We start from the raw sequence: 25,010 nt of genomic DNA on the forward strand, positions 1-25,010 counted from the left end.
TGGAAAGAAGAAGGGGGGCGGATGGAAGTTTCTGGCTTGTGTGCTTCTTTGTTGACCTCATTGATAACTCAATTTTATGGAATATTAGATTAACCAACAACGTCTCTTATAAACGCAAATGAAAAGGGCATACTAGTTATATTATCAGACTTGGAGGTTATATATATGAGTCCAAAAGAGAATGTCTTATCCATTTTCGGATTAGGCGGATTGAATGAAATCGGTAAAAACATGTATGCAGTAGAATTTGGAAACGAAATCATCGTTATCGATTGTGGCATCAAATTTCCTGACGAAAGCTTGTTAGGAGTAGATGTTATTATCCCTGATGTGGCGTATTTAGAAGCAAACAAGGAAAAAGTTAAAGCTTTGGTTGTGACACATGGGCATGAAGATCATATCGGTGGTATCCCATATTTACTAAGAAAAATAAATGTCCCTATTTACGCAACACGTTTTACACTAGGTCTTATTGAATTGAAATTAAGAGAACATAAACTGCTTAGAGAAACAAAATTAATGGAAGTAGACGAAAACTCAAAGGTGGCTTTTCAAGAAATTAGTGTTAGTTTTTTTAAAGAGATCCATAGTATTCCTGATTGTTTGGGAATTGTCCTCCACACAGCACAAGGTAATATCGTACATACAGGAGACTTCAAATTTGATTTAACTCCTGCAAGCACGGAACGTTCTGATCTTCATAGAATGGCTGAAATTGGTAAAGAAGGGGTGTTGCTTCTTTTGTCAGAAAGTACGAATGCGGAAAGAAAGGGTTTAACACCATCTGAGCATATCGTAGCTGAGCATGTTGATGAAGCTTTTTTGAAAGCGGAACGTAAAGTGATTCTTTCTACTTTTGCCTCAAATATAAGTCGTGTCCAACAAGTCGTTGACGCAGCAAGGAAAACGGATCGAAAGCTGGCGCTACTTGGAAGAAGTATGGTGAATGTCGTTGCTGTTGCGAGAGAACGTGGCTATTTGGATATTCCCGATGATATGTTAATTGAAGCGAATGAAATTGATGAATTGCCTCCTGAAAAAGTAGCGATTGTATGCACTGGGAGTCAAGGAGAACAAATGGCTGCACTTTCCCGGCTATCCACTGGCAATTTTCGTAATGTAGAAATTTTAGCTGAAGACACAGTTATTTTCGCTGCGGGTCCGATACCTGGAAATGAACGTAATGTCACTCGTATTGTTGATAACTTATATGCACTTGGTGCCCATGTCATTTACGGATCCGGAAGTTCATCAGGGATGCACGTGTCTGGACATGGCTATCAAGAAGATTTAAAACTAATGCTTACACTGATGAAACCGACTTATTTTATCCCTATTCACGGTGAATATAGAATGCTGCACCATCATCGGTTACTAGCAGAACAGGTTGGGGTAGAAAAAGGAAATACATTTATATTGAAAAATGGCGAAGTAGTCGATATTGAAAACAAGGTGGCTCGTCAATCACGGAAAGTTCCAGCGGGAAATACATTCATAGACGGTATAGGAATTGGTGACGTAGAGGATATCGTGTTGCGCGATCGAAAGCAACTTTCGGAAGATGGTATGCTTGTAATCGTTTTGACAATGAGTAAAATAGAAAAGCAACTTATCTCACCACCGGATACGATTTCCCGCGGATTCGTTTATGCAAAAAATTCAGAGGAACTGCTGAAAGAAGTCAATAATCAAATTGCAAAAGCGTTTGAGGAGTTAAAAGCATCCGAGCGAAAAGAATGGAGTATTATTAAACAACATATAAAACGAACAGTTGGAAAATATTTATTATCTCATACGAGAAAAAGACCAATGATCGTGCCAATTATTATTGAGATCTAATCATCTATCTAGGAACAATAGAAAAAAAGTGTTGATTTACGCTGCTCATTTGTAATAAGATCTTCACTTTTTGGAAAAATATAAATGGAAACAACTTATTCCTAAAGGTGGGTACAATTATGCGAATGATCAGTACTATTAGTTTGATGTTAGTCACGATGTTTATGGTAGCGACGAGTGTTAGTGCACATAATGGGTGGTCTCAAACAAACACTCCAATTGTTGAAATTGGGCAAAAATCCTATATAGAATTACTATTTGGAAATCATTCTGGAGAGCATACTAGCTATCGACTGGACCGCAATTGGGGATTAGAAGACTCTAATGTGGAAGTGACTGCCCCATCTGGTGAGAAACAGCAAATTACAGATACATTTTTTTATATGGGAGAAGAAGAAGAGATTGAAGAAAGAATAGGTGTGAACAACTATCACGTAGGTTCTTTGCTAACTAAAGAAGAAGGTATTTATACGATTGCCGCTAAGGGAGATTTCACCTATGGAGATGAAACTGAGCCTACCTTACGTAGCTCAAAATCCTATGTTGCTGCAAGCAAATGCCCATCACTTGAGTCGGTTAAAGATTTTAAAGGATATGACAAACACGTAACCTTAGACAGGGCTGAGATTGTTCCGTTGTTCAACCCAACAGCAATTGCACCGGATAACACAGTCTCTGCGCAAGTGATGTTGAAGGGGGAACCTGTTCCTAACGCTGATGTGGCTGTGATCAAAAGAAGTGATTCAAGTGAGGTTCGTGTGAATACGGATGAGGAAGGATTATTTTCTTGGGAAGTAGGAGAATCGGACTATTACCTTATCCGAGTAGAGTTAGAAGATAGTGAAGCCAAATATGAGGCAACAATGACTTATATTGTTTCTGAGAGATTAAGCTTATAGGTGTAAAAAGTAGGACTAGATGATAAAAAAAGCTGCAGGAAAAAGTTCGAAAGACAAGACGCTAAAAATTGATGTAAAACATAGCTTAATTCAACGATTTTAACAATAAAATCACCATGTAATTAACACGTGAAAAGCACCTGTTTTGTTCAGGTGCTTTTTTCATATTGAATTTCTCGTCCTCTAGCCTCTAAGGAGGGAGTAGTAATGATAGCAATTTCTTATTATCTGGAAAATAAGTTATCTCCATCATCTTGTATTTCAGTTACTTCTATACCTTTTCTTTGTAGTTTTATATATATATTCTTAATATCCTTAGTGAAAAATATAGCGAAACTTGACCTTCTATGGTAGACACACTTCCTTCTTCAAAAGTTAAGGGGACTTCACATTTCCAATATCTAGACAGTTTTATAGAGACATTTTTTTAATGTGAGCTTAGAATCCCTCATAGCTATTAAATTTTTGTTATAATAGAACAAGAGAGTAGGTGTAACGTATGGCAAAAGTATACACGGGTTTGTTTCATCATTCTGTTAGTGGTGTTTTAGTGAAGGCTACTTATGATAAAAAATTGTTAATAATGACAATAGAAGACGATTTAACAGATGCAAATGAAGATATTTATTTTAATACGGAGAGCTGGATTGAAGAGCATAATGAGCAACGATTTGAGACATATAAATCAGCTCAGCAGTTTTTAAGATCGATGGGGAATGATATTGAATTCAGTAAAGCTTAAATTTGTATTAGATTTCTTCTAATTTAGAGGGGAAAGGCGTGACACCAAGGTGTCACGCCTTTTTTCTTCCTACATTATTTCTCAGAATGTTTTTTCTTATAAAATCGATCTCTAACTTTTCTCAATCTAGCATGATAACGTAAAATGTCTAGCCGAGCTTCTTCTGCTTCCGGAGCGATTGGACGGAGTTTTTCCAGTTCCCAGTAATCTACAATCACATCGAGAACTTGATCAAAGTATTCTAAAGGACCGTAATTTGCTTCCTTTGCAATAATTGACATACGATCTTCGAAGTTTGGCATGACTGTTCCAGGCATTTGAAAGTTTTTGATAACATGTCCCAAATAATAACAATAATTAGGTTCCAATTGAAGATGGTATTTAATGACATCGCGATAAAAAGCATAGTGTAATGTTTCGTCTTTCGCTAAGCGACGAAGCAATGTAGCAAGGTCTTTATCCGGGCCGTTAGCCAATTTAGCGACATTCGTATAGAAAACCATCGTTGCGAGTTCCTGTAGAGTTGTATAAACCATAGTCTCAAAAGGTGATTCGAAATCAGGATTAAATCCACTCTCTACCGTTTGTTTATGAAGTTGATGTAAACGCATCGGTTCTACATTGCGAGTAATTAAAAGATAGTTTTCAAGGAGACTTGAATGCTGGTCTTCTTCGGCAGTCCACGTATGAACAAAATCCCGAATAACAGTTAATGATCCTTTGAATGTTTGATCCAAATGGGACGTAAACCAAGGAAGATTGACCTCTGTTAATAGGGCAGTTTCCACAGCTGTTATTAAATGTCTAGGCAAAGTAACCTGACTCTCGTCCCAGGGCACTCTTTTAAAACTTTTAGCCTTGTCCCACGGTAAAAATTCATGATAGCCCCAATCTATTTTTGCAGCTCTTTTTTTATGATCTTCATACATTTGTATTAACTTCGGTTCCAACCTGAAATCTAAATGATTTGTTAACAAACGGTGTTCCTCCTTCTTGTTTCTTCGAATTCGGATAATTTATCGCACTACTCAGAAAATAATTCGCTTTCATATTGATTATACAGAAAAATAGCCAAGATATCCATGAAAGCTTGAATGGGGTCAGACCCCCCAGAAACTTCCAGGAAGGAAATTGCAATATGTATGTAGATTTACTCTTGAAACCTTCGGGATGCGAAATATATAATAGAAGTAACTAGAAGGACGTGAATAAAAGTGTCTCAACCAAATTGGAAACGAAATTTATATATATTGATGGTATGTCAGTTCTTTGTCATGGGTGCAATGACAATGATCATCCCGTTTTTACCCCTTTATCTCCAAGAATTAGGAGTCACCGATCCTCAATCAATTAGTCGATGGGCCGGGGTAATTTTCGGGGCTAATTTTTTAACCGCTTTTCTATTTGCACCATTATGGGGAAAGCTTGCTGATAAATATGGCCGAAAATCAATGCTGCTTCGATCCGGATTTGGGATGGCGATTGTCATAACGCTTACAGGATTTGCAGTTGGACCATGGTCATTACTTTTACTTCGATTATTGAATGGAATTATCTCTGGTTTTATTCCAGCAGCAATTGCACTAATGTCAATGAGCACGCCAAAAAAAGAAATGGGACATTCATTAGGTATGTTGCAAGCTGGTGGTGTGGCAGGTACAATTTGTGGACCTTTATTAGGTGGAATTATGGCTGATTTAATGGGGTTTCGGATGATCTTTTATGTAACAGGAGTTACTATTTTGATCGCTGCATTTGTCGTGTTGTTTTTTGTGGATGAACAATTTGTGAGAAAAGAAGAAACAGTAAAGACAAAAACAATGCAGGATTTTAAAAAAATTATCTCCACATCCCCCGTTTTATCACTATTTTTCGTGTTTTTTATCGTTCAATGTGCATTAATAGGAATTAATCCACTTTTATCTTTGTTTGTCCAAGAGCTTAGTCCTTCACAAAATGTTGCTTTCTACGCTGGTCTGGCCATGTCGGTGATGGGCTTCGCAAACATGTCTGTAAGCCCGTTTTTAGGCAAACTCAGTGACCGGAAAGGCCATCACTTTGTGTTATTATTTGCACTTTTATTTGCTGCGATTATTAGTTTCCCACAAGCGTTTGTGCAAAGTTATTGGCATTTACTTATCTTCCGATTTCTATTAGGTATTTGCATAGGAGGACTATTACCAGCAATAAATTCGCTTTTACGTCACTTTTCACCAGAAGGGATGGAAAGCCGAACTTATGGTTTTTCGAATAGCTTTATGTATTTAGGGACGATGGTTGGACCGATCGCAGGTGGATGGATAGCATCAGTAGCTGGAATTAGAAGTTTGTTTATTATTTCTTCGGTTCTTTTGTTCCTCAATGTTTTGATTGTAAAATACAAGGTAATCCCTCATATGAAAACGAAGAAAGATATGCCTGGAACGAAAGTTAACAAAGGAGTTACTATAGGAAGTATCAAACCCAAATAAGAATCAAATAAGCGAGTGGATATCAATCTCCGCTCGCTTATTTTATAGAGGCCGCTGATAAAGTGAAATTACCAGCTACCTTCACGACGCATTTATCAAGGAAACCGACCTCCATTCGAGTAGCACCTACACGAACTAAGTAGGTGCTACTCGGGGCGGCGGAAGCTGACGTTGTATATAACAAAAGACGGCTATGCCGTTTTTCTTATATTCTGTACACTTGAGTTATATATTTCTCGCGTACTTTTCATCCGGAATTTTCATTAACTGGACATAGAGACTTGTATTGTCGTTGCCTGTGTTTTCAAAAGCCATCTCTTCATTGCCTATTATTTTAAAAACATAAACATCGTCCACAGAAGCAGATACTGTCTCTCCATCGATTGTAAATTCACCATTTCCATGCAAAACCATTAAATAGACAGTTGAACCTGGGTGTTTATGAGCAGGAAGTGATTGACCTGCTTAAAATTTAAAACAAATGCTGTACTGTCTGTTTCTTTATAAATGATTCGTTTCGTAAATCTATCTTCGCCATATTCTATAAACTCATTCACATTATGTTTTTTCATTTTAAAACCCCTTTTCATTTCTTTATGGTGTAAAACTCTTTTGGTAACTCTTAAGGAACCTTATAAGGTAATAGTAATACTCTTTTAAGGTAAACGTGGTGATTTAAATCACAAATAATAGGATGTTGGAAAATATTATGTCTGAAATCAAAGACTCGGACCTTGAAACCGTTGCACAAACGTGGATCGATTAGATTAATGCTTTCACTTTATAGTAGTTCCCTTGAGTGAGGGCTTTTCTTTTTAAAGGTAGAACAAGTACTTTATAATAATAGAGAAACCGATTAATTTGAGGAGAGGATTTTGCATGGAAGTAAAGGATCCAGCCGGTTTTTGGGTGCGATTTGCCGCAGGCTTTCTAGATGGGCTAGTTGTTATGTTCGTGACAGCTTTATTATCTACAATAATTTATAGAGATGTCTTTATAGAAAGGTTTACCTTTGTTGATACTTTAAGTCCTTTGTACTATCTAATTTTACCGGTCATTTGGTATGGATATACAGTAGGAAAACGAGCTTTAGGTATCCGTATTGCCAGAATAGATGGAGCGAAAGTTGGAATCACCACCTTGCTATTAAGACATTTGTTAGCAGGAATCGTATATGCTGTTTCATTAGGGATTGGTTTAATTGTGAGTGGCTTTATGGTAGGAATGAGAAAAGATTCACGGGCGATTCATGATTTTATTGCAGGTACTTATGTAACCTCTAGTCCGCCAAAGTAAAGAGGGAAGTGAGGTTATTTACAGGGGATGTATGTTTTACATAATCATCAAAACACCGATAACCTCTAAGCTAAATATATGATGATTTAGAGAACTTTAGTAACAGGAAAAGGGTGAGTGTAAGGTGTTAGAAAAAACCTTGAACTCTCACCCTTTTGTTTATGGGGTAGAATGAGTCGTGTCAGTCATGGCTCACTCGATCTTTTTGAGATTGGAATCTAGATTTCTAATTCAAACTTGCTGACCCTTAGGCATTTTTGTCCACTCGTCTTTGTGAAGCATATCTAACAAAATATTTTCCAAATTATTGGTATTAGGATCGTTTTCGCTAAGAGGTTCAGGTTTCCATAATTTCAATAGCAGCTGAGATCTAGAAGAATTCAGTAGATGTTTAATAACATGGTCATTGTCAAAATAATACACGATTATTTCTTTATTCATATAGGCGACATAAACTTTTCCGAGGCTTTTCGTATAGACATTAATAATTTTACATTGATTTCCTTTAATGAACCAATACATTGTTTCGATATCGAAATTTTTCTTGTTTACAGCTAGCATCGACTAACCACCTCTGATTTAATATTATTTTACGAGTTTCTTAACAATCTTCTTACTATATACAAATATGATGTTATTTAGTTTTATATACCAACTAGTCAAAATTAATTCCGAATTTTCATCACTTCCTAGTGTATAAGAGTTAGGGGCCTAAAACAGTATTACAAAGATAATCTTATAGGAGATTTAATTTAAAGTTAAGGCTTTCGATAAATGTTCTATATATTCGTCAAAAGAAACGATTTCGTGCAGAAATTGAAAATCGAGTTTACTACCATTTAATACAGAAGAGTTAACCAGTATTCTGTATTATTAAAAACGAGAATGAGTAATTATACACGGAAAAGGTGTATTTAAGAGAAGCTTGTAGCCATCTAATGTTAAGATAGTATTCAAACGTTAGCGAGAATATGAACGAAAGTAGCTGTTTTGATAATAGGATTCGTTTGATTGCGATTTGTATTTTTTTGTTTCCGTGGTTGTCGAAGTTACAGCAAAGATGTACCCTGAGTATGCGTATTTGAGGTATCCTATTATTTAAGGGTAAATATTTTAGTCTGGTGCCTTTTTTCTTTGCTTTATATCAACCATTAAATTATATCGCGACTGGTGTTAGTCGACTCATAATGTTAGGTGCATTAATCGTTTTTCCAGTTTATTTATTCATCATTAACTGTACAGGTATAGGCTTAGGTCGTAGTCAAAATGATAAAGTAATTAGCTAGAAATGAGTTGTAATAGAAGGGAGAGGGAAATGAATAAATATCGAAAACTAACGATTTTATTTGTATGTTTAGGAAGTGTATTCATTGCAGGTGGTTTTGCATTAAATCAGTATTATTTCTACTCATTAGCTATCGGAGGACTTGCATCATTTGTAACATCCTTGGTTGGTCTGTGGTTTGCCGTAAAGTGGGTACGGGAAGAGAATATATCGAAAGAACGAGTAGAATAGATTCCTTTGAGGAGACCGCGATGGTACTTATGAGAAAATACCTCAGTTTATCCATATTAGCTTTACTATTTTTTCTTGGTATAGTTGTGACTGCTTTAAAAATGTGGTTCGGTATAATAACTGTCTTACTATGTTTGCTCTTTATGTACGTATTTAAAACCAATTTGCGTTTCATAACGTCCATATTTATCTCTTTTATCGTGAGTTTATCATTCTTTCAATTCATTAATATATTCATACTTAACTATAATTTATCCACAGAAGTAGAGACTCTTTTAAATAGAAGCCTGCTTCTTATTATGGTGCTTGGAATCTGGTTAACACACCTCATTCATAAAAAGAAACTATCTTTTTTTAACCGTTTGCCAGAGTGGGATACATACATAAATCTCCCTTTTCATACGATTAAAATATCTTCTTTTCTGCTCGTGGTCTTCTTAGTCAACATTTTGATTTTAAGTCTATTTATTTTCCAACAAGATATAAGTGATATTCAATCCATGTTATTTTTTGGGTTACTATTTTCGATTATAAATGCCACTCTCGAAGAGTTTTTATGGCGCGGTATTTTATTATCAAGTTTAACGAGATATGTTTCTGTTTTATATGGAATGATAATAACAAGTATTGGCTTCGGATTAATGCATTTAGTTATTGATATGCCTCTATTATTGTGCATTATATTCTCTTTTGGTGGATTTTTCTATGCTGTATTAGTTTTGAAAACGAAGAGTATTTATCCCGCCGTGCTAATCCATTTCATGATAAATATAGGGATGGTTTTAAGTGGATGGATTGTATAGGACAGGAAAGCAAGAAACACGAACAGCGCAAGGCACTGTCCGCACTTAACTATGAAAGAACAAGTTTAATTTTTGTCAATGGTGTCTGGTTTGTTTTTGATATTAACATCTACTGGGGGAGTACTAACTACTTCAAAGGTTGCGGAGGCAAGCTGTACTTTTTCTGGTTGCGCTTCGATTTTCTTCAGTATATTTGTAAATAGGGTATCCTTTGTTGATCTTCTAGCTTTGTATTCCACAATGTATCTTAACGTAAACTCAACCCAGTTATCGTTCACCGTCAGTGTAACCATAGGTTCGGTCGTTGCATCTTCAATAATGAATTTTCGTACCATATAGTCCCAATGTTCTTTGGTTTGTTGACTGTAATCACCTAATTGATCAATAGCCACTTGACGAATGAGTTCTCTCGTAACTGTATAATCGCTGCCAAATTTAATTGGAAGGGTAATTTCATCCCACAAGAAAGGAAAATCCGTGGAATAATTATAAACTGGTTGCGTAAATACGAAACTGTTTGCAATCTTTACAATTCTGCCACTGTATAAATCTGCATCAACCCATTGACCTGTTTCCATGACAGTGGTTCGTAAAACGCCAAGATCAATTACATCTCCAGTTACACCACCAAGCTGAACTCTGTCACCGGTTTTAAACATTCCACCAACTAAAATAGTAAGCCAACCAGCAATACTGGCAATTACTTCTCGTAAAGAAAACGCAATTCCAGCACTGGCTACACCAAGTACAACGGTGATGCCGCCTAACATATCGCTGTACAAAATGGCTAAAAATATAGCTGCTAGAATAAATCCAAAAATATTCGTTGCTTTCCTTGTTTTATACCAATTATTTTGGTCTTTAACGTACCTAGTCAAGGTCTTTTTCATTATTCTAACGATAACAGAGATGATAATTACGCCTAACAAAGCGATGATTAATTTATATATTGTCGTATTAGTGGATATAAAATCAAATAGTTCCGTCATTTTTGAACTCCTTTTATGTATTCGTATAATGGTGTTTTACCCTCTATTAGAACTATTTAATCAACGAGATCGTATGCTTTTCGGATAATAAAGAAGCAACATAGAAAAAAGACACTAAGTTTTAAAGTATGCAATGCAGTTTTTACTAAACATGGGAAACGTGTGATTAAAATCACAGCAGACCATTTAGAAATGGATTAAAGTGGATCTATAGATAAAATCAAAATTTAAAATTGGAACCAACGTAATCAAAATTGTTCAATAATTTGTTGAAAATATCGTTCTTTTATTGTTTATTACTCGTATATACTTTTTTTACAGTAAAAAAAGATAAACGACATAGCATCTTTGAGAAGGAACTATTTTTTTAATAACATATGTGAATGACTGAGCAAGAGTAAAAGGAGGAATCAGGATATGAAAAAACTTGTCATGATTGGAAACGGAATGGCTGGAGTTAGAAGTATCGAGGAAATTTTGAAAAGAGATCCACAGAAATATGAGATTACTGTTATTGGGGACGAACCCCATCCTAACTATAATCGAATTATGCTGTCAAATGTTCTGCAAGGGAAAACAGTGCTTGATGAAATTATCATTAATGATCTTTCGTGGTACGAAGAAAATAAAATCACACTCCTCACAGGAGAGAGAGTAGTTACCATTGATCGAACAGAAAAAATAATTAAAACTGACAAAGGAAATGTGGTTTCGTATGATGAATTAATTTTAGCTACTGGATCAGATTCATTTATTTTACCACTTCCAGGAAAAGACTTAGAAGGAGTTATTGGCTTCAGAACAATCGAAGACACGGAAAAAATGATCGAATTCGCTAGAACAAAAAAGAAAGCTGTTGTTATAGGTGGAGGATTGCTAGGCTTAGAAGCTGCAAAAGGATTGATAGATCGAGGAATGGAAGTACATGTTGTCCATCTTTTACCGACTTTAATGGAACAGCAGTTAGACGCACCGGCGGCGAGAATGCTAAAGAAAGATTTAGAAAAACAAGGCATGAAGTTTAAAATGGAAAAACAAACTGTAGAAATTCTCGGTAATGCTTGTGTGGAAGGCATTCGCTTTAAAGACGAAGAAGAGTTAGCTTGCGATTTAGTCGTTATGGCTGTCGGTATTCGTCCTAACGTTTCGCTCGCAAAAGAATCAGGTCTTGAAGTAAAGAGAGCGATTGTTGTGGATGACCATATGAGAACTACTGACCCTTCTATTTATGCGGTTGGTGAATGTGCAGAGCATCATGGGATTGCGTATGGATTGGTCGCTCCATTATATGAACAAGGTAGAGCACTCGCCGATCAGTTAACAGGCATTCAAGGTACAGGATATCAGGGGACTATTTTGTCGACACAATTAAAGGTAGCGGGCTGTGATTTATTTTCCGGGGGTAAAATACAGGAAGATGATGATACAGATGCCATCGTCGTTCAAGACGCTGTCGCTAGAGTGTACAAAAAAATATTAGTAACGAATAACAAAGTAGTAGGAATTGTTCTTTACGGAGATGCGAGTGATGGGAATCGTTTGTTTTCCATGTTGAAAAAAGGTACGGATATTTCAGAGTTTACGACTGCTTCCGTTTTACAAAAGGCTGGAGAAGAAGATGATTCTGCTATGCTGGCGGAAATGCCTGCTGATGAGACTGTCTGTGGATGTAATGGTGTTACTAAAGGAAAAATAGTTCAATCAATATTAGAAGAGAGTTTAACGTCTTTTGATGAAGTGAAAACTTGCACTAAAGCAGGCGCATCTTGTGGTAAATGTCGTCCGGTGGTCGAAGGTATTCTTGCGCTTACTTTGGGTGACAGCTTCGACGCTGCCGCACAACAAAGTGGCATGTGTGAGTGTACACATTTCTCTCGTGATGAAGTTGTTGCTGTAATAAAAGACAAAGGTTTTCAGTCACCGAAGGAAGTTCGTCATGTACTTGAATTTAAAAATCCTGAGGGATGTCAGAAGTGCCGTCCTGCACTCAATTACTATATGAGAATGATTCTTCCGACTTATTATGAGGATGACAAATCATCTCGTTTCGTAAACGAACGGATGGAAGGGAATATTCAAAAGGATGGAACGTTCTCTGTCATTCCTAGGATGTATGGTGGCACAACAACAGCAGACGAGTTAGTACGGATGGGTGAAGTAGCTAAAAAATATGATGTTCCATTAGTTAAAATTACGGGGGCAAGCAGAATTGGTCTTTATGGCGTGAAAAAAGAAGATTTACCTCAAGTCTGGGATGAGTTAGGAATGCGTTCAGGTTATGCGTATTCTAAATCTCTCCGTAATGTAAAATCTTGTGTGGGTTCACAGTTCTGTCGTTTTGGTACCCAAGACTCGTTAGGACTCGGAATTAAACTGGAGAAGGAATTAGAAATGGTGGATACACCGCATAAAATGAAAATGGGTGTAGCGGGTTGCCCAAGAAATTGCTCGGAAGCGTTAACGAAGGACTTTGGTGTCATTTGTGTTGAAAATGGCTATCAATTGTATGTTGGTGGTAACGGTGGTACTGAAATACGAGAATGTGATTTCATCAAAATCGTTGCTACGGAGGAAGAAGTCATAACTTATGCCAAAGCTTACATGCAGTACTATCGTGAAACTGGAATTTACGGCGAACGAACCGCTCCTTGGGTCGATCGATTAGGCATTGAAACAATTAAAACGGCGCTCGTAGATCAGGAACAAAGAGACTATTATGTAAATCGTTTTACAGAAGCTAGAGACACATATCATGAAGCATGGAGCGCAATGCTTGCTAAAAACCAAGAAAAGAAAATCTATGAAGTGACGAGGGTATAATAATTGAATACTTGAAGGAAGGGTGATTACAGTATGAATGTTTTAAAAGAGCAGGTTCGAATAATGCCATTCGAAGATTTGCCGGTTTTAATAGGGAAAGAAGTGGAGATTCAAGGAAACTCTATAGCATTGTTCCGATTAACAAATGGAGACATACGAGCAATTGGAAGCCGGTGCCCGCAAACAAACGGACCACTTGCTGAAGGGATTGTTTCTGGTGAATTTGTCTATTGCCCCTTGAAGGATTGGAAAGTATCATTAATAACAGGGGAAGTACAAGCTCCAGATGAGGGGAAAGTACCTACCTATAACGTTGAGATAAAAAACGGAGATATTTTCGTTTCCATATAGGTGGTGAAGGACGTGAAAGGATTTGTGTCATTTGTTGGCGCTGGACCCGGAGATCTCGGGTTGATTACAGAAAAAGGAAGTTCCTGTTTGCGCGATGCAGACGTAGTATTATTCGATCGGTTAGCGAATCCACGCCTGCTTCGTGTAACAAAGGAAAATTGTCAATTGATTTATTGCGGAAAACTTCCGGATCGGCACGTCATGCGTCAAGAAAAAATCAATGAAACAATCATTGAGTTGGCATTGATGGGGAAGCGAGTAGTACGACTAAAAGGAGGAGATCCTGCGGTATTTGGTCGTGTCGGAGAAGAAGCGGAAGCCCTGCAAAAGCAAGGTATCGACTATGATATTGTCCCAGGGGTAACCTCCAGTATTGCTGCGGCAAGCTATGCGGGGATTCCAGTCACACATCGTGATCACAGTGCAAGTATTACACTGCGTACTGGACATTCTTCGCAAAAAAACAGCGTGGAAAATCACAACCGTTATGAGCACGGAGATACCATCGCTTACTATATGGGTGTGAAAAATCTCGGACACCATTGTCAAGAGCTCCTGGAAAACGGATTTTCACCAGAGACTCAGGTGGCCGTGATTGAATGGGCAACAACTGGAAAGCAGCGAACGGTAGAAGGTACGTTGCCGACTATTGCTAGTAAAGTCGCAATTAACCGTATTGAAAATCCCGCTATGACAATTATAGGAGATGTTGTTGGACTGCGAAAGAAGCTGAAGTGGTTCGAAAAGAAGAAGATGTTCGGTAAACGAGTATTAATTGCTAAAGCTTCATCCGGGGAAAGTAAGTTAGAGCGTTATTTCCTTGACCAGGGAGCAGTTACCTATGCGTATCCAACATTAAAACAAAGGAATAAATTGATTTCTTCGGAGTGGCTAAAGCGACTTCAATCAGTGGAAAAGATGGTTTTTTTCTCTCCTGAAAGTGTTCACATTCTGTTCGAAGCTTTTTTCTCTGAAGGTTACGATATTCGTGAGCTTCCAAGAAGTATCTTTTGTCTATCTGAAAAAACAAAAAGGGTATTAAAAAAAGCAGGTATTCGTTCTGAGAAAATAACCGAGCCGACGGTGGACATGATCCGAATCGGATACGGAAAAAATAAGGAACCAATAGTAAAAGACGCTAACTTATTAGTCACTCACACTCTCGATTTTGATCCAAGGTTCACGGAGATCGATCAACGTTTGCTTGAAGAAGAGCTTTGGGAAACGGTTATATTCCCTAGTAAGTCATCAGTAGACTGGTTTCTAGATGCGTTAATATTACATGGGGTGAAGCTTAAGAAAGAAATAGGTTTTGCATACATAGGTGAAAGTGTGAAAGAGTATGCGAAATCAAAAGGTTTTCAACATACGAATGAAGAAATTCAGCAAGAACTAGAAGCAGGAAAATGGAAATCAAGTTGATGATAAAAAAAGTAAGGAGCCTTTTTAGAGGGCTCTAGCTTGTATGAAAACATGCTCACTGTTTCACAAAAGTAATAAAATTAACTAAAAAAAAGGAGAAGAAGATGATGAAAGAAGTCATTGAGTCATTTGGAAACACTGCAGCATTAAAGGTCGGACAAATGAACGCCAGTAAAGGGAAGTTTTTTGTATCAGGTATGATGGCGGGATTTTTCGTAGGGTTAGGGATCATTTTAATTTTTACAATCGGAGGCTTATTGTCTCCAATAAGTATAGCTGCTACAAAGATAGTGATGGGAGTTTCTTTCGGGGTTGCTTTGAGTTTAGTTTTAATGGCTGGAGCGGATTTATTTACTGGAAATAATATGATTATGACGATCGGAACGTTAGAGAAACAAACAACATGGAAAGATGCATGGAAAATATGGGGATTTGGTTTTTTGGCCAATTTCGCTGGCTCCATCCTTGCAGCTGCTCTTTACTTTTATTCAGGTTTATGGCAATGCGCGACAGCCGATTTCATTACTGCTACAGCTAGTGCCAAAATGAATGCCCCGTTTATGGAATTGCTTGTACGTGGTATTCTTTGTAATATTTTAGTCTGTCTAGCGGTTTGGTGTTCCGTCAAACTTAAAGATGATACGGCTAAGTTAATTATGATTTTCTGGTGTCTATTTGCTTTTATTACATCAGGCTTTGAACATAGTATTGCAAACATGACGGTTCTTTCGATCGGATTAATGGTGCCGCATCCAGATACAGTTTCATTGGCGGGAATGGCTGCTAATCTTATTCCGGTTTCGATTGGCAATATGATTGGGGGAGTGGTGTTTGTCGGGGCAGCTTACTGGTATTCTATTTCGGATACGAAACCAAATAGAGCTAGAAACACAACGTTAAGTACAGTCAGGAAACAGGCTTAAATGAGTTTTGTTGCTTTAGGTCTTTTCTTGCATCATTCTCATGAATACTCTTTTCTAATTGGTACATTCTACAAGTATAAACCTTTTAGGAAGAGAGGTGCCAGAAATGGAGTTTCATTGGATTTGGAAAGGTATCCTTATCATTTTGTTTGGATCAATTATTTTAAGGATTGCTGGACGAAAATCGATTTCTCAGATGACTGTGGCGCAAACAGTTATTATGATTTCTATTGGAACGTTACTAATTCAACCTGTTAGTGAAAAAAGTATTTGGATTACCTTTCTCATTTGTTCTTTACTGATATTCACTCTTATCGTTGTCGAATTTGTCCAACTGAAATCTGATAAAATGGAACGTTTTTTTAGTGGACATGCGGTTGTAATCGTTGAGAATGGCAATATAAAGAAAGAGAATTTAAAGAGACTTCGGTTACCGGTGGATAAGTTAGAAATGCGCCTCAGACAAAAAAATATTCAGCGAATGGAAGATGTACTTTGGGCAACGGTTGAAACCAATGGCGAAATCGGCTATATGCTAAAACCCGAGTTACAGTGTGCAACAAAGAAGGACATCCAAACGGTGATAGAACTGATCGAAAAGAAAATGCCAATTCCCGCTGTCTATGAACAGGTTGTCCAGCCGGAAAAACCGGATAATATATTTAAAGAAGTATCTACAGGGAAAAATGTAAAGTATGTACCAGATGATTTGAAATAGTTTTGGGTTTAGTAAGATATGAAAAAGTCCCCATTAAATTTACACTTAGTGACACTCACCAGATCAGATTATTCTGAGTGTCACGTTCCTCATTGTTTAGAGATATTCATTATGACAACATAATCTAAGTGTCACTAAGGACCTCATTTAGTGACACTCGTAGCCCCAACTTTAGATGATTGTTTCTAAAAACTATTTTAGTTACATACTTCGCATAGATGCCACCTCAGTGTCTACATTAAAACCACCATCATTTTTAGGGAGTGGACATACTCTAAGAGCTGAAAAATATACTATTATTGCATTTAATTTTAGTATACAAGCTATACAGGCTAGGATGGGTGGGTGGTTGCTGAATGAACGCAAATATGTATAAATTAGAAGATTTTAAAGGAGATTTAAATGCAGGTGTGATTGTAGCAATTATGATTATACCCCAAAGTATGGCCTATGCGATGATTGCAGGGTTACCACCGATTATCGGGTTATATAGTGCGACAATTCCCATGATGATCTATGCATTGATGGCATCTTCGCGTCATGTTTCTGTCGGACCGGTAGCTATCGTTTCCTTGTTAGTTTTCTCTGGAGCGTCTCTGATTGAAACACCAGGAACAGCAGAATATTTCTCGTTAGTTTTGTTGCTTTCCTTCCTATCAGGGATCATACAATTAGCCATGGGTGCATTAAAGCTAGGACATCTATTTATGAAATTACCGCACTCCGTAGTAAGTGGGTTTATTTCATCTGCTGCAATTATTATTGGTTTCAGCCAACTTCCCCACCTTTTAAATATTCAAATTAAGAGTAGCAGTAATTTGTTTTCCTCATTAAAAGAACTAGGTACAAAATTGGATGAAGTTAATTTGCCTACGTTAATCATTAGTTTAAGCTGTATTACACTGCTCATATTTCTCAGAAACAATTTTCCAAGATTTCCTGCTCAGTTAGTAGTAATAGTAGCGAGTATATGCGCAGTATATTATTTGAATTTATCCGAACAGAATGTATCTATTGTGGGAGAAATCCCAAGCAGTTTACCAAGCTTGACAATGCCTGTACTTAACCTTGAGATGATAAAGACTCTCTTCCCAATTGCCTGTACGATAGCAGTTATCGGCTTTGTTGAATCCATAGCAATGGCAAAATTAATTGCTGAAAAAGAAGGATATACCGTTAATCCTAATCGGGAAATTACAGCTCTAGGCTCAGCGAATATAGCAAGTGCTTTTTTCTCTGGCTACCCAGTAGCCGGTGGTGTATCCCGATCAGCGGTTAATCACCAAGCTGGTGCTAAATCAAGGATGGCATCTGTTATTACGGCATGTTTGGTTTTATTGATTATTTTATTTTTGTCGCCGTTATTTTATTTTTTACCAGAGGCGGCGCTAGCCTCGATAATTATAGTCGCTGTTTACAGTTTAATTGATTTTAAATACATGAAAGAAGCTTTTCTGGAAAATAGAAGTACAGGAATGACACTGATGATTACCTTTTTAACTTCTCTATTATATGGTATTGAAAAAGGATTTTTGATTGGTTTATGTTTTTTTGTACTTATGTATGCCGGGAAAGTTGTCAAGTTGAATGTGAGATGATCTTGATTTAATGCTAAGGTACAAGGGTTCTCTCATTCTTTCTAGCAGAGTCGGTTTGTTTAGATCCTGTACAAGGGTCTATTTTTTTTGTCCTTGACAAGCAAATTGGGAAGATTTGTGAATAAATTACATCGAGGCCTAAGTTGTATAGGAGATGAGAGATAGTGCATGAAAGAAAACTAAACGTTGGGTAGCATGACCGCTATTTAGTTCCTTATTGGGGTTTACTGCTGCATCAGCATGTCCCGCAATCCGTTTTTAAGATCATACCTAATGCAAGTCACTATTCCATGATTGATCAACCAAGTATCATTTCGATGGAATTACTCGAACACCTTTCTCGTGCTTGTGAATATGTATAACTCCAAAAGTTGTTACGAAAGGTGGATTTAAATGCGATTACCAGTGATTGATATCGGTCTTATGAATGAACACCTCGCTACACATGAAGGTCTCCTTGGAAAACTGGATGTTTATTTAGAAGCCACGTTAGATAAATTTTTAATGAAATTAATAACAGTACAACGGGAAATGCTCAAAGTTCATATACAAGTCATGTTGGAATTACTGCTACCACAAAAAGAAGAGTGGGTTAATCTACCAAATGAAAATTTAGAAGAAGAGTTAGATTTATCAACGGCAACGGATTCAACTGGCAATGAATTAACAAAACGTATCTCATTAGAACTTCAAGCTACTGCCAATTCAATGGCCAGAACTAATTTTAACTCCGCTTTAATGATGAAAAATGAAAATGTAAAGCAAGTTCATTTTGAAATGGCGATTCAACAAGCAACCTATTTAAATTACGTTAATTATTTTGTGGAAGAAAATGAGTGGTCTATCTCGGTGAAAGGCACTGAAGATCAACAAAATAAGATCATTGAACATTTTAAACATCTAGTTTGAGACTATGGTACAGGACTAAATGATAAAAATTAAAGTGATAATTCTTTAGCTGTTGAGACAAATCTCGACAGCTTTATTTATATTTCAACCGGAATTCGAGGATGACACGAGTTGCCTAGAAGTTTATTCTTAGCAAATTTCTCATAAATTTTTTAGATTACGGATAAAATAAACCTACTATCTAAAATATGCAAATTCATATAATGAGACAAGGAAGGTTGATTTTGAAATGGCACTCTCTGAACTTTTAATAAGACTGATAATAGCTTATATCGTTTTATTTGTGCTTACTAGAATTATGAGCAGAAAAGAAATTAGTCAGATGACATTTTTTAATTTTGCTTCTGCAATTGCCATTGGCTCGATAGCTGCAACATTAGCAACAAATTCAAATTTTAGTATTCGTAATGGTGTGATTGCCTTAGCTGGATGGGGCGCTTTTACTCTAATATTTGGATACATTGACATCAAATCAAAAAAAGCACGGAAACTAACAACTGGGGAACCGATTATTGTGATCAAAGAAGGAAACATTATGGAGGACGCCCTCCGAAACACTCGTTTAGATATGGATTCCCTGAATTCCTTGTTAAGGGACAGCAGCGTATTTTCTGTAAAAGATGTTGATTATGCTTTTTTTGAAACGAGTGGCAAACTTTCTGTCATGAAGAAACATGAAAAGCAGGTGATTACAAAAGGTGATTTAAGTATTTTGAAGAACATCTCGCTCTACCCCACATCTACGGAAGTTATTTCTGACGGAATTATTAATACAAACAATCTTTCCAGGTTAAACCTTAATGAAGAATGGTTGCAGCAACAATTAGATCAAGAAGGGATTCAAGATTTGTCCGAAGTATTCTATGGAGAAGTCCAACAGGATGGGACACTTTATATCGACAAAAAAGACGATGACTTAAAAAGCTAATTAATACAGAAAATAAGAAAATAAAGGGCAGACAAAATCAGCCCTTTATTTTTCGTTGATTTTAGACATAACCACCAGCACCAACAATGATCAATAAAATAAATAGAACTACAATCAAAGCAAAGCCAGCTCCTGCGTATCCACCTGCATATGCACCCATATAATAACACCTCCTTTATACTAGAGGATAGTTTAGCTTATGTTTGTTAGAAATATTTGTTATGGTTATCCGTCTGTGTTTTCAAAATAGGCTCTTAAGTACAGAAAAGTGCAAAGGGTGAGCCCCTTTGCACTTGCTTAGCAAATACTATTCGTTTAAATAATGATCATAATGGACATTTCTGTGAAATTGAACACTATCGTCACCTTCGTATCCATTAATACCTGTTGATAAAAATGCTTCAATTTCTTCTACCCCGCCAATGAGTTCTTCATTATCTACAAGGGAAGAATCTTCAAAAACCATTGGAAGTTCATTGAACCTGGCTACTGACTGCCAAGAATCTTCGGCATCAAATTGTGTCTCATCGTCAGCGTCATCAAAATTATATTTTTCGAATCCTTCAAGTACCTCTTCTTCCACCGGTCTGGAGTTATTCATATTTGATTCAACAAATTCGACTTTTGTTCGTGCAGTGGGATTGGCTTCCAAACGTTCAACAGGGATTAATTCTCCAGTTGTTTCACATATCCCGTAAGTTCCATTATCGAACTTATCTAAAGAACGTTTAATATCTTTAAGTTGTAAAACGATATGTTCATGAAGTGCAATATCCTTTTCTCTTTCATATAACGCTGTTCCACTGTCAGCAGGGTGGTTGTCGTATTGGGATAACTCACCCGAAGAAACACTTGATGCAAAACCGTGCGCGAGTCCTAAATCATCAAATTCCTTCAAGCGTTTGTTCAAATTGGTTTGTTCTTTTTCTAATTCTGACTTTAAGTGGCTATATTTTTCCATCTAATTTTCCTTTCTTTTTCAAATTGTGAGTGCTTAACTCATCATTAGTTTTTCCTTTCTTTCTTGTGTTAGCACAATAATCTTTTGTTAATTAACTAGAGAAAAGTACCATTTAAAGTTTAGGCATTGAAAAGAATTAGATTGTTAAAAGACAGAAAAAAGTAAAAAACAACTTTTCTTGATCTAAATTTTACCGGAATAAATACAATTTTTAAGGTGAATAATAAACTCATCTTACACCTGTAGATAAAACCGTGATGCAGGGAGAGTTAGGGAAAAATTAAATTCCCCTTCTCTAAATACTGGAATTTTTATGCTATACTATGATGAAATGAAAACGTTTTTATTGTTTTCTACAATCTATTATTCTATTACTCTTAAAAAGGAGTTTTTACATGGAAATCACAGACATTCAATCTTTGGCAATTAGAATTAAAAAAAATGTTCAAACCGTCATTATTGGCAAGGAAATGGTTATTGATCAATTAGTGATCGCACTGCTTTCCTCAAGCCACGTTTTGTTGGATGATGTTCCTGGTATGGGGAAGACAATTCTGGCTAACTCGCTTTCTCAGTCTATTTCCGGAAAGTTTAAGCGAATTCAATTTACACCTGATTTGTTACCTTCCGATGTTACCGGAATTCATTTTTTTAATCAGAAGCAGGGAGAATTTGAGTTTCGCGAAGGACCAATTTTTACAAATATTTTATTAGCGGATGAGATTAATCGGGCTACTCCCCGAACCCAGTCCAGTTTGCTTGAATGTATGGAAGAACGGCAAGTAAGTATTGACGGAGAAACACATTCTTTAACAAAACCTTTTATGGTGATAGCTACCCAGAATCCTGTAGAAAGTCAAGGTACCTTTCCATTACCAGAAGCACAACTGGATCGTTTTTTAATGAAAATTGAAATGGGTTATCCATCGAAAGAAGAGGGGATCGCGATTTTAAAAAGATTTAAGCAAGGAAATCCTTTGGAAGGAATCAAAGCTGTAGCTTCTCAAGAAGAAATAAGAGCTGCACAAGATTTGTACTCAAGTGTCCATGTTTCCGATGATTTGCTGGATTACATCATTCAAATTGTGGAAGCAACGCGGAATCACGAGGAGATTGAGTTAGGGGTCAGTCCCCGCGGTAGTCAAGCCTTGCTGAAGGCGGTACAAGTACATGCTATTTTACAGGGGCGTAGTTTTGTATTGCCAGATGATATTAAAGCGTTAATCAAACCAGTTCTGGCTCACCGACTCGTCATTGATCAAATGAGTCAATTAAAGCAGGGATACGAGCATGAACTTCTAGACGAGATTATCAAACATATTCCAGTCCCTTCAGAGGAAGAGTTACTGAAAGGTGTCAAGTAATCGATGGCTCTACATACATTCATTTTTACAGTATTCGTACTTATCGCTCTGCAATGCGTTATTTTTTCAAATTTTGTTTTAAAAAATATCAGCTACAAGCGTTTTTTCAGCAAGCCTGCAGTATTTGCGGGTGAAAAAGTCGAGTTAAAAGAAATGATTGAAAATGATAAGATTCTTCCGGTTCCATGGGTTCGTTTAGCATCAAGGATGGATCCAAGCCTTGTTTTTAAAAAACAACAAAATCTTAACGTTGAGAGCGACGAATTTTTAAGCAGTTTATTTAGTTTAATGCCATATCAAAAGATTATCCGAACCCATGAAGTGACTTGTTTAAGACGAGGATTTTTTCATTTCCAAGAATCGCAAGTAACGAGTGGAGATTTAGTGGGACTCATTAAAAAGTATGAAAAGTACAAGCAGAAAGTTCGCTCCTCGTTTATCCGAAAATCCTACCATTCAAGGAGCTTCCCATTCCTTCCCATCAAATGCAGGGTGATTTTTTTGTGAAACGGTGGATTGTTGAGGATCCTTTTATCAATGCTGGTGTAAGGGAGTACGAAGCGGGGGACCCCCTTCGCTCTGTTAATTGGAATGCTTCTGCTCGTGCCCAAACGATGCAAGTAAACAAGAAAGACTTCGCGGCCGATTACCGATTAATGATTTATGTTAATTTTGACTATGATGAGGACATCCGTCTTCCTGTAAATGAGACAGACCTCATCGAAAAAGCGATTTCCTATGCTGCTTCCATCGCTAATTATACGACATCGAAAGGGATTCCAACCGGCTTTGGTTGTAATGGGTATTTGTATGTGCCTGGTGAAACGAAAGATGTACGAAAAAAATCCGTTCGCATAGAACCGAGGACGGGAAAAATTCATTTTAATCAGATTTTAAAAACAATGGCTAAGCTGAAAATAGATCGAAGCATGCCGTTTCATCAGTTTTTAAAGGAAGATTTAGATCACAATCAAACGAAAACAGATTATCTTTTTATTAGCGCTTTCTCGAGCGTTAAAATAGAGAAAAACGTTCGTTTGCTCCAACGAAAAGGGAATACGGTTGATTATCTATGGATGACTGAGGTTAACAGGGCGATTGGTGCGGAAAGGGGAACGCTTTAATGGAGCGGAATACTATCCAACTGTTTGTGAAAAAATGGCTGTTAGGAATCATGGAAGTGATTGTAGCTTTACCGTTGATTATATATGTATGGACGGCTTTCATTGATCACGGAAATATGTTCGCTTGGTTGAGTGTAATTCTTTTCATGTTTCTTGCCGGTATTGTGTTGGAGTGGGTCATTCCAAAGAAACGAAGGGCCAAGTATGTTTTCTTATCAGTCATAATCAGTATTTTAGTCGCAATGTTATTGACGATAAACATGCTTGCTTTTATCCTAACCGGATTATTTGTGATGGTCATGATTATGCGGGGAATAGTATACGGAAGAGAAGAAATAGGTGATCCATTTTCAGTGTACTATTTACTCAGTGGATTTTTTATCTACTTTTTCGCCTTCTTTTTTTATCGTGAAATGGCAGATCTTGCTCCTTATCAAACGTTCCTCACCTGGTCCGGCGTCATTCTAGTTTTATTTACGCTCTTTCAAGGAAATCAACAATACTTACAAGAAATAATGCTATCAAATGAAAAAAGACCCTATGTTGCAAAGGTTGTTCGTGTTAGAAATCGAATCGCTGTGAGTATATTGGTCGGGCTTGCTTTTTTAATTACTAGTGCCCACTACGTAGAAGCTTTTTTTTCTCGAATAATTGCTTTCATCGCTTCTATTATACCGTCAGCTTCTGAAGAGGAAGTGCCACCCCCTCAACAGGATGATCGCAGTATGCCAGATATGGGAATAGGAGAAGAAAATGCGAAAACGTATCGTTTTTTCGAGATACTCGAAATAATTGTGACATATATTGTTGGAGTAATTGTAATAATTGGTATTCTATTCCTCTTAATTATGATATATAAAGCTTTTCGAAAACATATTTTGGCTATGACAAAGTGGCTTTTAGCAACCATAACGAAATTAGGAGGATCAAGTGATAAGAATGAGGAAGAGCTTGCCTATGTAGACGAGAAAATGAGCATTCGAGATTGGCGTGCATGGAGGAAAGAAAACAAAGAAAAATGGTTAGATTGGGTGAGTACACCTTTTAAAAAAGAGCTAACAATGGATGATTTCCCTTCACGAAGAGAGAAAATCCGATTCCTATATCGTCAGTCCTTGAAAATGGAAATAAAAAATGGGTATCAATTCCGTAAGGATGCTACACCCTTTGAAACACTTCAAGAACTCCTATCTGAAGAGCGACATTTAGCAGATTTTTCAGAGCAGGATTTAGCCGAGGTATACGCTAAAATAAGGTATGGAGAGGTGGAAGTAAGTGACAAAGAGTTTGAAAGGATTTTTCAAAAAAAAGTATTGAAAGATAACGAATGAATGACA

The 25,010-nt window shown here is 36.9% G+C and carries 26 protein-coding genes; 19 read left to right on the forward strand and 7 right to left on the reverse strand.

Annotation, left to right across the window (positions count from 1 at the left end):
• The first annotated feature begins 165 nt into the window (after positions 1-165).
• From CEF18_RS04615 to CEF18_RS04625, 3 genes are all read left to right on the forward strand, one after another.
• Positions 166-1,839: a ribonuclease J gene (locus CEF18_RS04615; RefSeq protein ID WP_110935416.1), complete on the forward strand. Its 1,674-nt coding sequence runs from the start codon at positions 166-168 to the stop codon at positions 1,837-1,839.
• Between the two features lie 119 nt (positions 1,840-1,958).
• Positions 1,959-2,738, forward strand: a complete 780-nt coding sequence (locus tag CEF18_RS04620; protein WP_110935417.1) for a DUF4198 domain-containing protein — start codon at positions 1,959-1,961, stop codon at positions 2,736-2,738.
• 499 nt (positions 2,739-3,237) lie between these two features.
• Entirely contained in the window at positions 3,238-3,480 is a 243-nt protein-coding gene (locus tag CEF18_RS04625; RefSeq protein WP_110935418.1) for a hypothetical protein, read from the forward strand.
• Positions 3,481-3,554: 74 nt separating this feature from the next.
• Here CEF18_RS04625 and CEF18_RS04630 read toward each other — a convergent pair whose 3' ends face one another.
• A complete protein-coding gene (locus CEF18_RS04630; RefSeq protein ID WP_110935419.1) occupies positions 3,555-4,457 on the reverse strand; it encodes an acyl-ACP desaturase in 903 nt (300 codons plus the stop codon).
• A 276-nt stretch (positions 4,458-4,733) separates the two neighbouring features.
• Here CEF18_RS04630 and CEF18_RS04635 point away from each other — a divergent pair, with 276 nt between their 5' ends.
• Positions 4,734-5,951 carry an MFS transporter gene (locus CEF18_RS04635; RefSeq protein WP_110937586.1) on the forward strand — a complete coding sequence of 406 codons (1,218 nt, stop codon included), beginning with the start codon at positions 4,734-4,736 and terminating at the stop codon, positions 5,949-5,951.
• A 225-nt stretch (positions 5,952-6,176) separates the two neighbouring features.
• Here CEF18_RS04635 and CEF18_RS26945 read toward each other — a convergent pair whose 3' ends face one another.
• Together CEF18_RS26945 and CEF18_RS26950 are read right to left on the reverse strand one after the other, a co-directional pair.
• Positions 6,177-6,365, reverse strand: a complete 189-nt coding sequence (locus tag CEF18_RS26945; protein WP_310793570.1) for a cupin domain-containing protein — start codon at positions 6,363-6,365, stop codon at positions 6,177-6,179.
• A complete protein-coding gene (locus tag CEF18_RS26950; protein ID WP_310793569.1) occupies positions 6,365-6,523 on the reverse strand; it encodes a hypothetical protein in 159 nt (52 codons plus the stop codon). The genes CEF18_RS26945 and CEF18_RS26950 overlap by 1 nt, the downstream gene beginning before the upstream one ends.
• Before the next feature lie 307 nt (positions 6,524-6,830).
• On the opposite strand from CEF18_RS26950, the gene CEF18_RS04645 reads away from it, so the two are divergent.
• Entirely contained in the window at positions 6,831-7,247 is a 417-nt protein-coding gene (locus CEF18_RS04645) for an RDD family protein (protein WP_110935420.1), read from the forward strand.
• Between the two features lie 231 nt (positions 7,248-7,478).
• On the opposite strand, the gene CEF18_RS04650 is transcribed toward CEF18_RS04645, so the two are convergent.
• A complete protein-coding gene (locus CEF18_RS04650; RefSeq protein WP_110935421.1) occupies positions 7,479-7,808 on the reverse strand; it encodes a hypothetical protein in 330 nt (109 codons plus the stop codon).
• 754 nt (positions 7,809-8,562) lie between these two features.
• Here CEF18_RS04650 and CEF18_RS25740 point away from each other — a divergent pair.
• Positions 8,563-8,763, forward strand: coding sequence for a hypothetical protein (locus CEF18_RS25740; RefSeq protein WP_183041017.1), 201 nt, complete (start codon positions 8,563-8,565; stop codon positions 8,761-8,763).
• Positions 8,764-8,783: 20 nt separating this feature from the next.
• Positions 8,784-9,566, forward strand: coding sequence for a CPBP family intramembrane glutamic endopeptidase (locus CEF18_RS04655; protein WP_190238675.1), 783 nt, complete (start codon positions 8,784-8,786; stop codon positions 9,564-9,566).
• Between the two features lie 65 nt (positions 9,567-9,631).
• Here the strand turns inward: CEF18_RS04655 and CEF18_RS04660 are convergent, their stop codons facing one another.
• Entirely contained in the window at positions 9,632-10,555 is a 924-nt protein-coding gene (locus CEF18_RS04660) for a mechanosensitive ion channel family protein (RefSeq protein WP_110935423.1), read from the reverse strand.
• Between the two features lie 417 nt (positions 10,556-10,972).
• Here CEF18_RS04660 and nirB point away from each other — a divergent pair, with 417 nt between their 5' ends.
• The 8 genes from nirB (at position 10,973) to CEF18_RS04705 (ending at position 20,224) form a co-directional block, all read left to right on the forward strand.
• Positions 10,973-13,375 carry a nitrite reductase large subunit NirB gene (nirB, locus tag CEF18_RS04665; protein ID WP_110935424.1) on the forward strand — a complete coding sequence of 801 codons (2,403 nt, stop codon included), beginning with the start codon at positions 10,973-10,975 and terminating at the stop codon, positions 13,373-13,375.
• Between the two features lie 33 nt (positions 13,376-13,408).
• A complete protein-coding gene (locus CEF18_RS04670; protein WP_110935425.1) occupies positions 13,409-13,726 on the forward strand; it encodes a nitrite reductase (NAD(P)H) small subunit in 318 nt (105 codons plus the stop codon).
• A 12-nt stretch (positions 13,727-13,738) separates the two neighbouring features.
• Positions 13,739-15,148 carry a uroporphyrinogen-III C-methyltransferase gene (gene cobA, locus CEF18_RS04675; protein ID WP_223292232.1) on the forward strand — a complete coding sequence of 470 codons (1,410 nt, stop codon included), beginning with the start codon at positions 13,739-13,741 and terminating at the stop codon, positions 15,146-15,148.
• Positions 15,149-15,252: 104 nt separating this feature from the next.
• On the forward strand, positions 15,253-16,071 hold the full coding sequence (locus CEF18_RS04680; RefSeq protein WP_317624096.1) for a formate/nitrite transporter family protein: 819 nt from the start codon (positions 15,253-15,255) through the stop codon (positions 16,069-16,071).
• Positions 16,072-16,177: 106 nt separating this feature from the next.
• Complete coding sequence (locus tag CEF18_RS04685; RefSeq protein WP_110935427.1) at positions 16,178-16,789, forward strand: DUF421 domain-containing protein; 612 nt, start codon at positions 16,178-16,180, stop codon at positions 16,787-16,789.
• 356 nt (positions 16,790-17,145) lie between these two features.
• A complete protein-coding gene (locus CEF18_RS04690) occupies positions 17,146-18,387 on the forward strand; it encodes a SulP family inorganic anion transporter (RefSeq protein ID WP_110935428.1) in 1,242 nt (413 codons plus the stop codon).
• A 393-nt stretch (positions 18,388-18,780) separates the two neighbouring features.
• On the forward strand, positions 18,781-19,296 hold the full coding sequence (locus CEF18_RS04700; RefSeq protein ID WP_110935429.1) for a hypothetical protein: 516 nt from the start codon (positions 18,781-18,783) through the stop codon (positions 19,294-19,296).
• Between the two features lie 229 nt (positions 19,297-19,525).
• Complete coding sequence (locus tag CEF18_RS04705) at positions 19,526-20,224, forward strand: YetF domain-containing protein (RefSeq protein ID WP_110935430.1); 699 nt, start codon at positions 19,526-19,528, stop codon at positions 20,222-20,224.
• Positions 20,225-20,285: 61 nt separating this feature from the next.
• Here the strand turns inward: CEF18_RS04705 and CEF18_RS04710 are convergent, their stop codons facing one another.
• The gene (locus tag CEF18_RS04710; protein WP_110935431.1) at positions 20,286-20,384 is read right to left on the reverse strand and encodes a YjcZ family sporulation protein; all 99 of its coding nucleotides are present in this window, start codon (positions 20,382-20,384) and stop codon (positions 20,286-20,288) included.
• 147 nt (positions 20,385-20,531) lie between these two features.
• Positions 20,532-21,185: a TraR/DksA C4-type zinc finger protein gene (locus tag CEF18_RS04715; protein ID WP_110935432.1), complete on the reverse strand. Its 654-nt coding sequence runs from the start codon at positions 21,183-21,185 to the stop codon at positions 20,532-20,534.
• A 395-nt stretch (positions 21,186-21,580) separates the two neighbouring features.
• On the opposite strand from CEF18_RS04715, the gene CEF18_RS04720 reads away from it, so the two are divergent.
• From CEF18_RS04720 to CEF18_RS04730, 4 genes are read left to right on the forward strand one after another with little or no spacing between them, the layout of a single operon-like run.
• Positions 21,581-22,549 carry an AAA family ATPase gene (locus CEF18_RS04720; RefSeq protein ID WP_110935433.1) on the forward strand — a complete coding sequence of 323 codons (969 nt, stop codon included), beginning with the start codon at positions 21,581-21,583 and terminating at the stop codon, positions 22,547-22,549.
• A gap of 3 nt (positions 22,550-22,552) precedes the next feature.
• Positions 22,553-23,056, forward strand: coding sequence for a hypothetical protein (locus tag CEF18_RS25745; protein WP_120689041.1), 504 nt, complete (start codon positions 22,553-22,555; stop codon positions 23,054-23,056).
• The gene (locus tag CEF18_RS04725) at positions 23,053-23,673 is read left to right on the forward strand and encodes a DUF58 domain-containing protein (protein ID WP_183041015.1); all 621 of its coding nucleotides are present in this window, start codon (positions 23,053-23,055) and stop codon (positions 23,671-23,673) included. The genes CEF18_RS25745 and CEF18_RS04725 overlap by 4 nt, the downstream gene beginning before the upstream one ends.
• Entirely contained in the window at positions 23,673-25,004 is a 1,332-nt protein-coding gene (locus CEF18_RS04730; RefSeq protein ID WP_110935435.1) for a DUF4129 domain-containing protein, read from the forward strand. Before CEF18_RS04725 ends, CEF18_RS04730 begins: the two co-directional genes overlap by 1 nt.
• Positions 25,005-25,010: the final 6 nt, after the last annotated feature.

Origin of the sequence: Salipaludibacillus neizhouensis, from assembly GCF_002886185.1 — a bacterium.
Taxonomy (GTDB): Bacteria; Bacillota; Bacilli; order Bacillales; family Salisediminibacteriaceae; genus Salipaludibacillus; species Salipaludibacillus neizhouensis.

Bases quoted from the DNA above. Each gene is read 5' to 3' on its own strand.
- CEF18_RS04655 (WP_190238675.1), top strand. From the start codon at position 8,784: ATGGTACTTATGAGAAAATACCTCAGTTTATCCATATTAGCTTTACTA.
- CEF18_RS26950 (WP_310793569.1), bottom strand. From the start codon at position 6,523: ATGAAAAAACATAATGTGAATGAGTTTATAGAATATGGCGAAGATAGA.
- CEF18_RS04690 (WP_110935428.1), top strand. From the start codon at position 17,146: ATGAACGCAAATATGTATAAATTAGAAGATTTTAAAGGAGATTTAAAT.
- CEF18_RS04680 (WP_317624096.1), top strand. From the start codon at position 15,253: ATGATGAAAGAAGTCATTGAGTCATTTGGAAACACTGCAGCATTAAAG.
- CEF18_RS04660 (WP_110935423.1), bottom strand. From the start codon at position 10,555: ATGACGGAACTATTTGATTTTATATCCACTAATACGACAATATATAAA.
- CEF18_RS04730 (WP_110935435.1), top strand. From the start codon at position 23,673: ATGGAGCGGAATACTATCCAACTGTTTGTGAAAAAATGGCTGTTAGGA.
- CEF18_RS04700 (WP_110935429.1), top strand. From the start codon at position 18,781: ATGCGATTACCAGTGATTGATATCGGTCTTATGAATGAACACCTCGCT.
- CEF18_RS04705 (WP_110935430.1), top strand. From the start codon at position 19,526: ATGGCACTCTCTGAACTTTTAATAAGACTGATAATAGCTTATATCGTT.
- CEF18_RS04625 (WP_110935418.1), top strand. From the start codon at position 3,238: ATGGCAAAAGTATACACGGGTTTGTTTCATCATTCTGTTAGTGGTGTT.
- CEF18_RS04710 (WP_110935431.1), bottom strand. From the start codon at position 20,384: ATGGGTGCATATGCAGGTGGATACGCAGGAGCTGGCTTTGCTTTGATT.
- CEF18_RS04615 (WP_110935416.1), top strand. From the start codon at position 166: ATGAGTCCAAAAGAGAATGTCTTATCCATTTTCGGATTAGGCGGATTG.
- CEF18_RS04720 (WP_110935433.1), top strand. From the start codon at position 21,581: ATGGAAATCACAGACATTCAATCTTTGGCAATTAGAATTAAAAAAAAT.
- CEF18_RS25740 (WP_183041017.1), top strand. From the start codon at position 8,563: ATGAATAAATATCGAAAACTAACGATTTTATTTGTATGTTTAGGAAGT.
- CEF18_RS04650 (WP_110935421.1), bottom strand. From the start codon at position 7,808: ATGCTAGCTGTAAACAAGAAAAATTTCGATATCGAAACAATGTATTGG.
- CEF18_RS04715 (WP_110935432.1), bottom strand. From the start codon at position 21,185: ATGGAAAAATATAGCCACTTAAAGTCAGAATTAGAAAAAGAACAAACC.
- CEF18_RS04635 (WP_110937586.1), top strand. From the start codon at position 4,734: ATGGTATGTCAGTTCTTTGTCATGGGTGCAATGACAATGATCATCCCG.
- CEF18_RS04685 (WP_110935427.1), top strand. From the start codon at position 16,178: ATGGAGTTTCATTGGATTTGGAAAGGTATCCTTATCATTTTGTTTGGA.
- CEF18_RS26945 (WP_310793570.1), bottom strand. From the start codon at position 6,365: ATGGTTTTGCATGGAAATGGTGAATTTACAATCGATGGAGAGACAGTA.
- CEF18_RS04670 (WP_110935425.1), top strand. From the start codon at position 13,409: ATGAATGTTTTAAAAGAGCAGGTTCGAATAATGCCATTCGAAGATTTG.
- nirB (WP_110935424.1), top strand. From the start codon at position 10,973: ATGAAAAAACTTGTCATGATTGGAAACGGAATGGCTGGAGTTAGAAGT.
- CEF18_RS25745 (WP_120689041.1), top strand. From the start codon at position 22,553: ATGGCTCTACATACATTCATTTTTACAGTATTCGTACTTATCGCTCTG.
- CEF18_RS04620 (WP_110935417.1), top strand. From the start codon at position 1,959: ATGCGAATGATCAGTACTATTAGTTTGATGTTAGTCACGATGTTTATG.
- CEF18_RS04645 (WP_110935420.1), top strand. From the start codon at position 6,831: ATGGAAGTAAAGGATCCAGCCGGTTTTTGGGTGCGATTTGCCGCAGGC.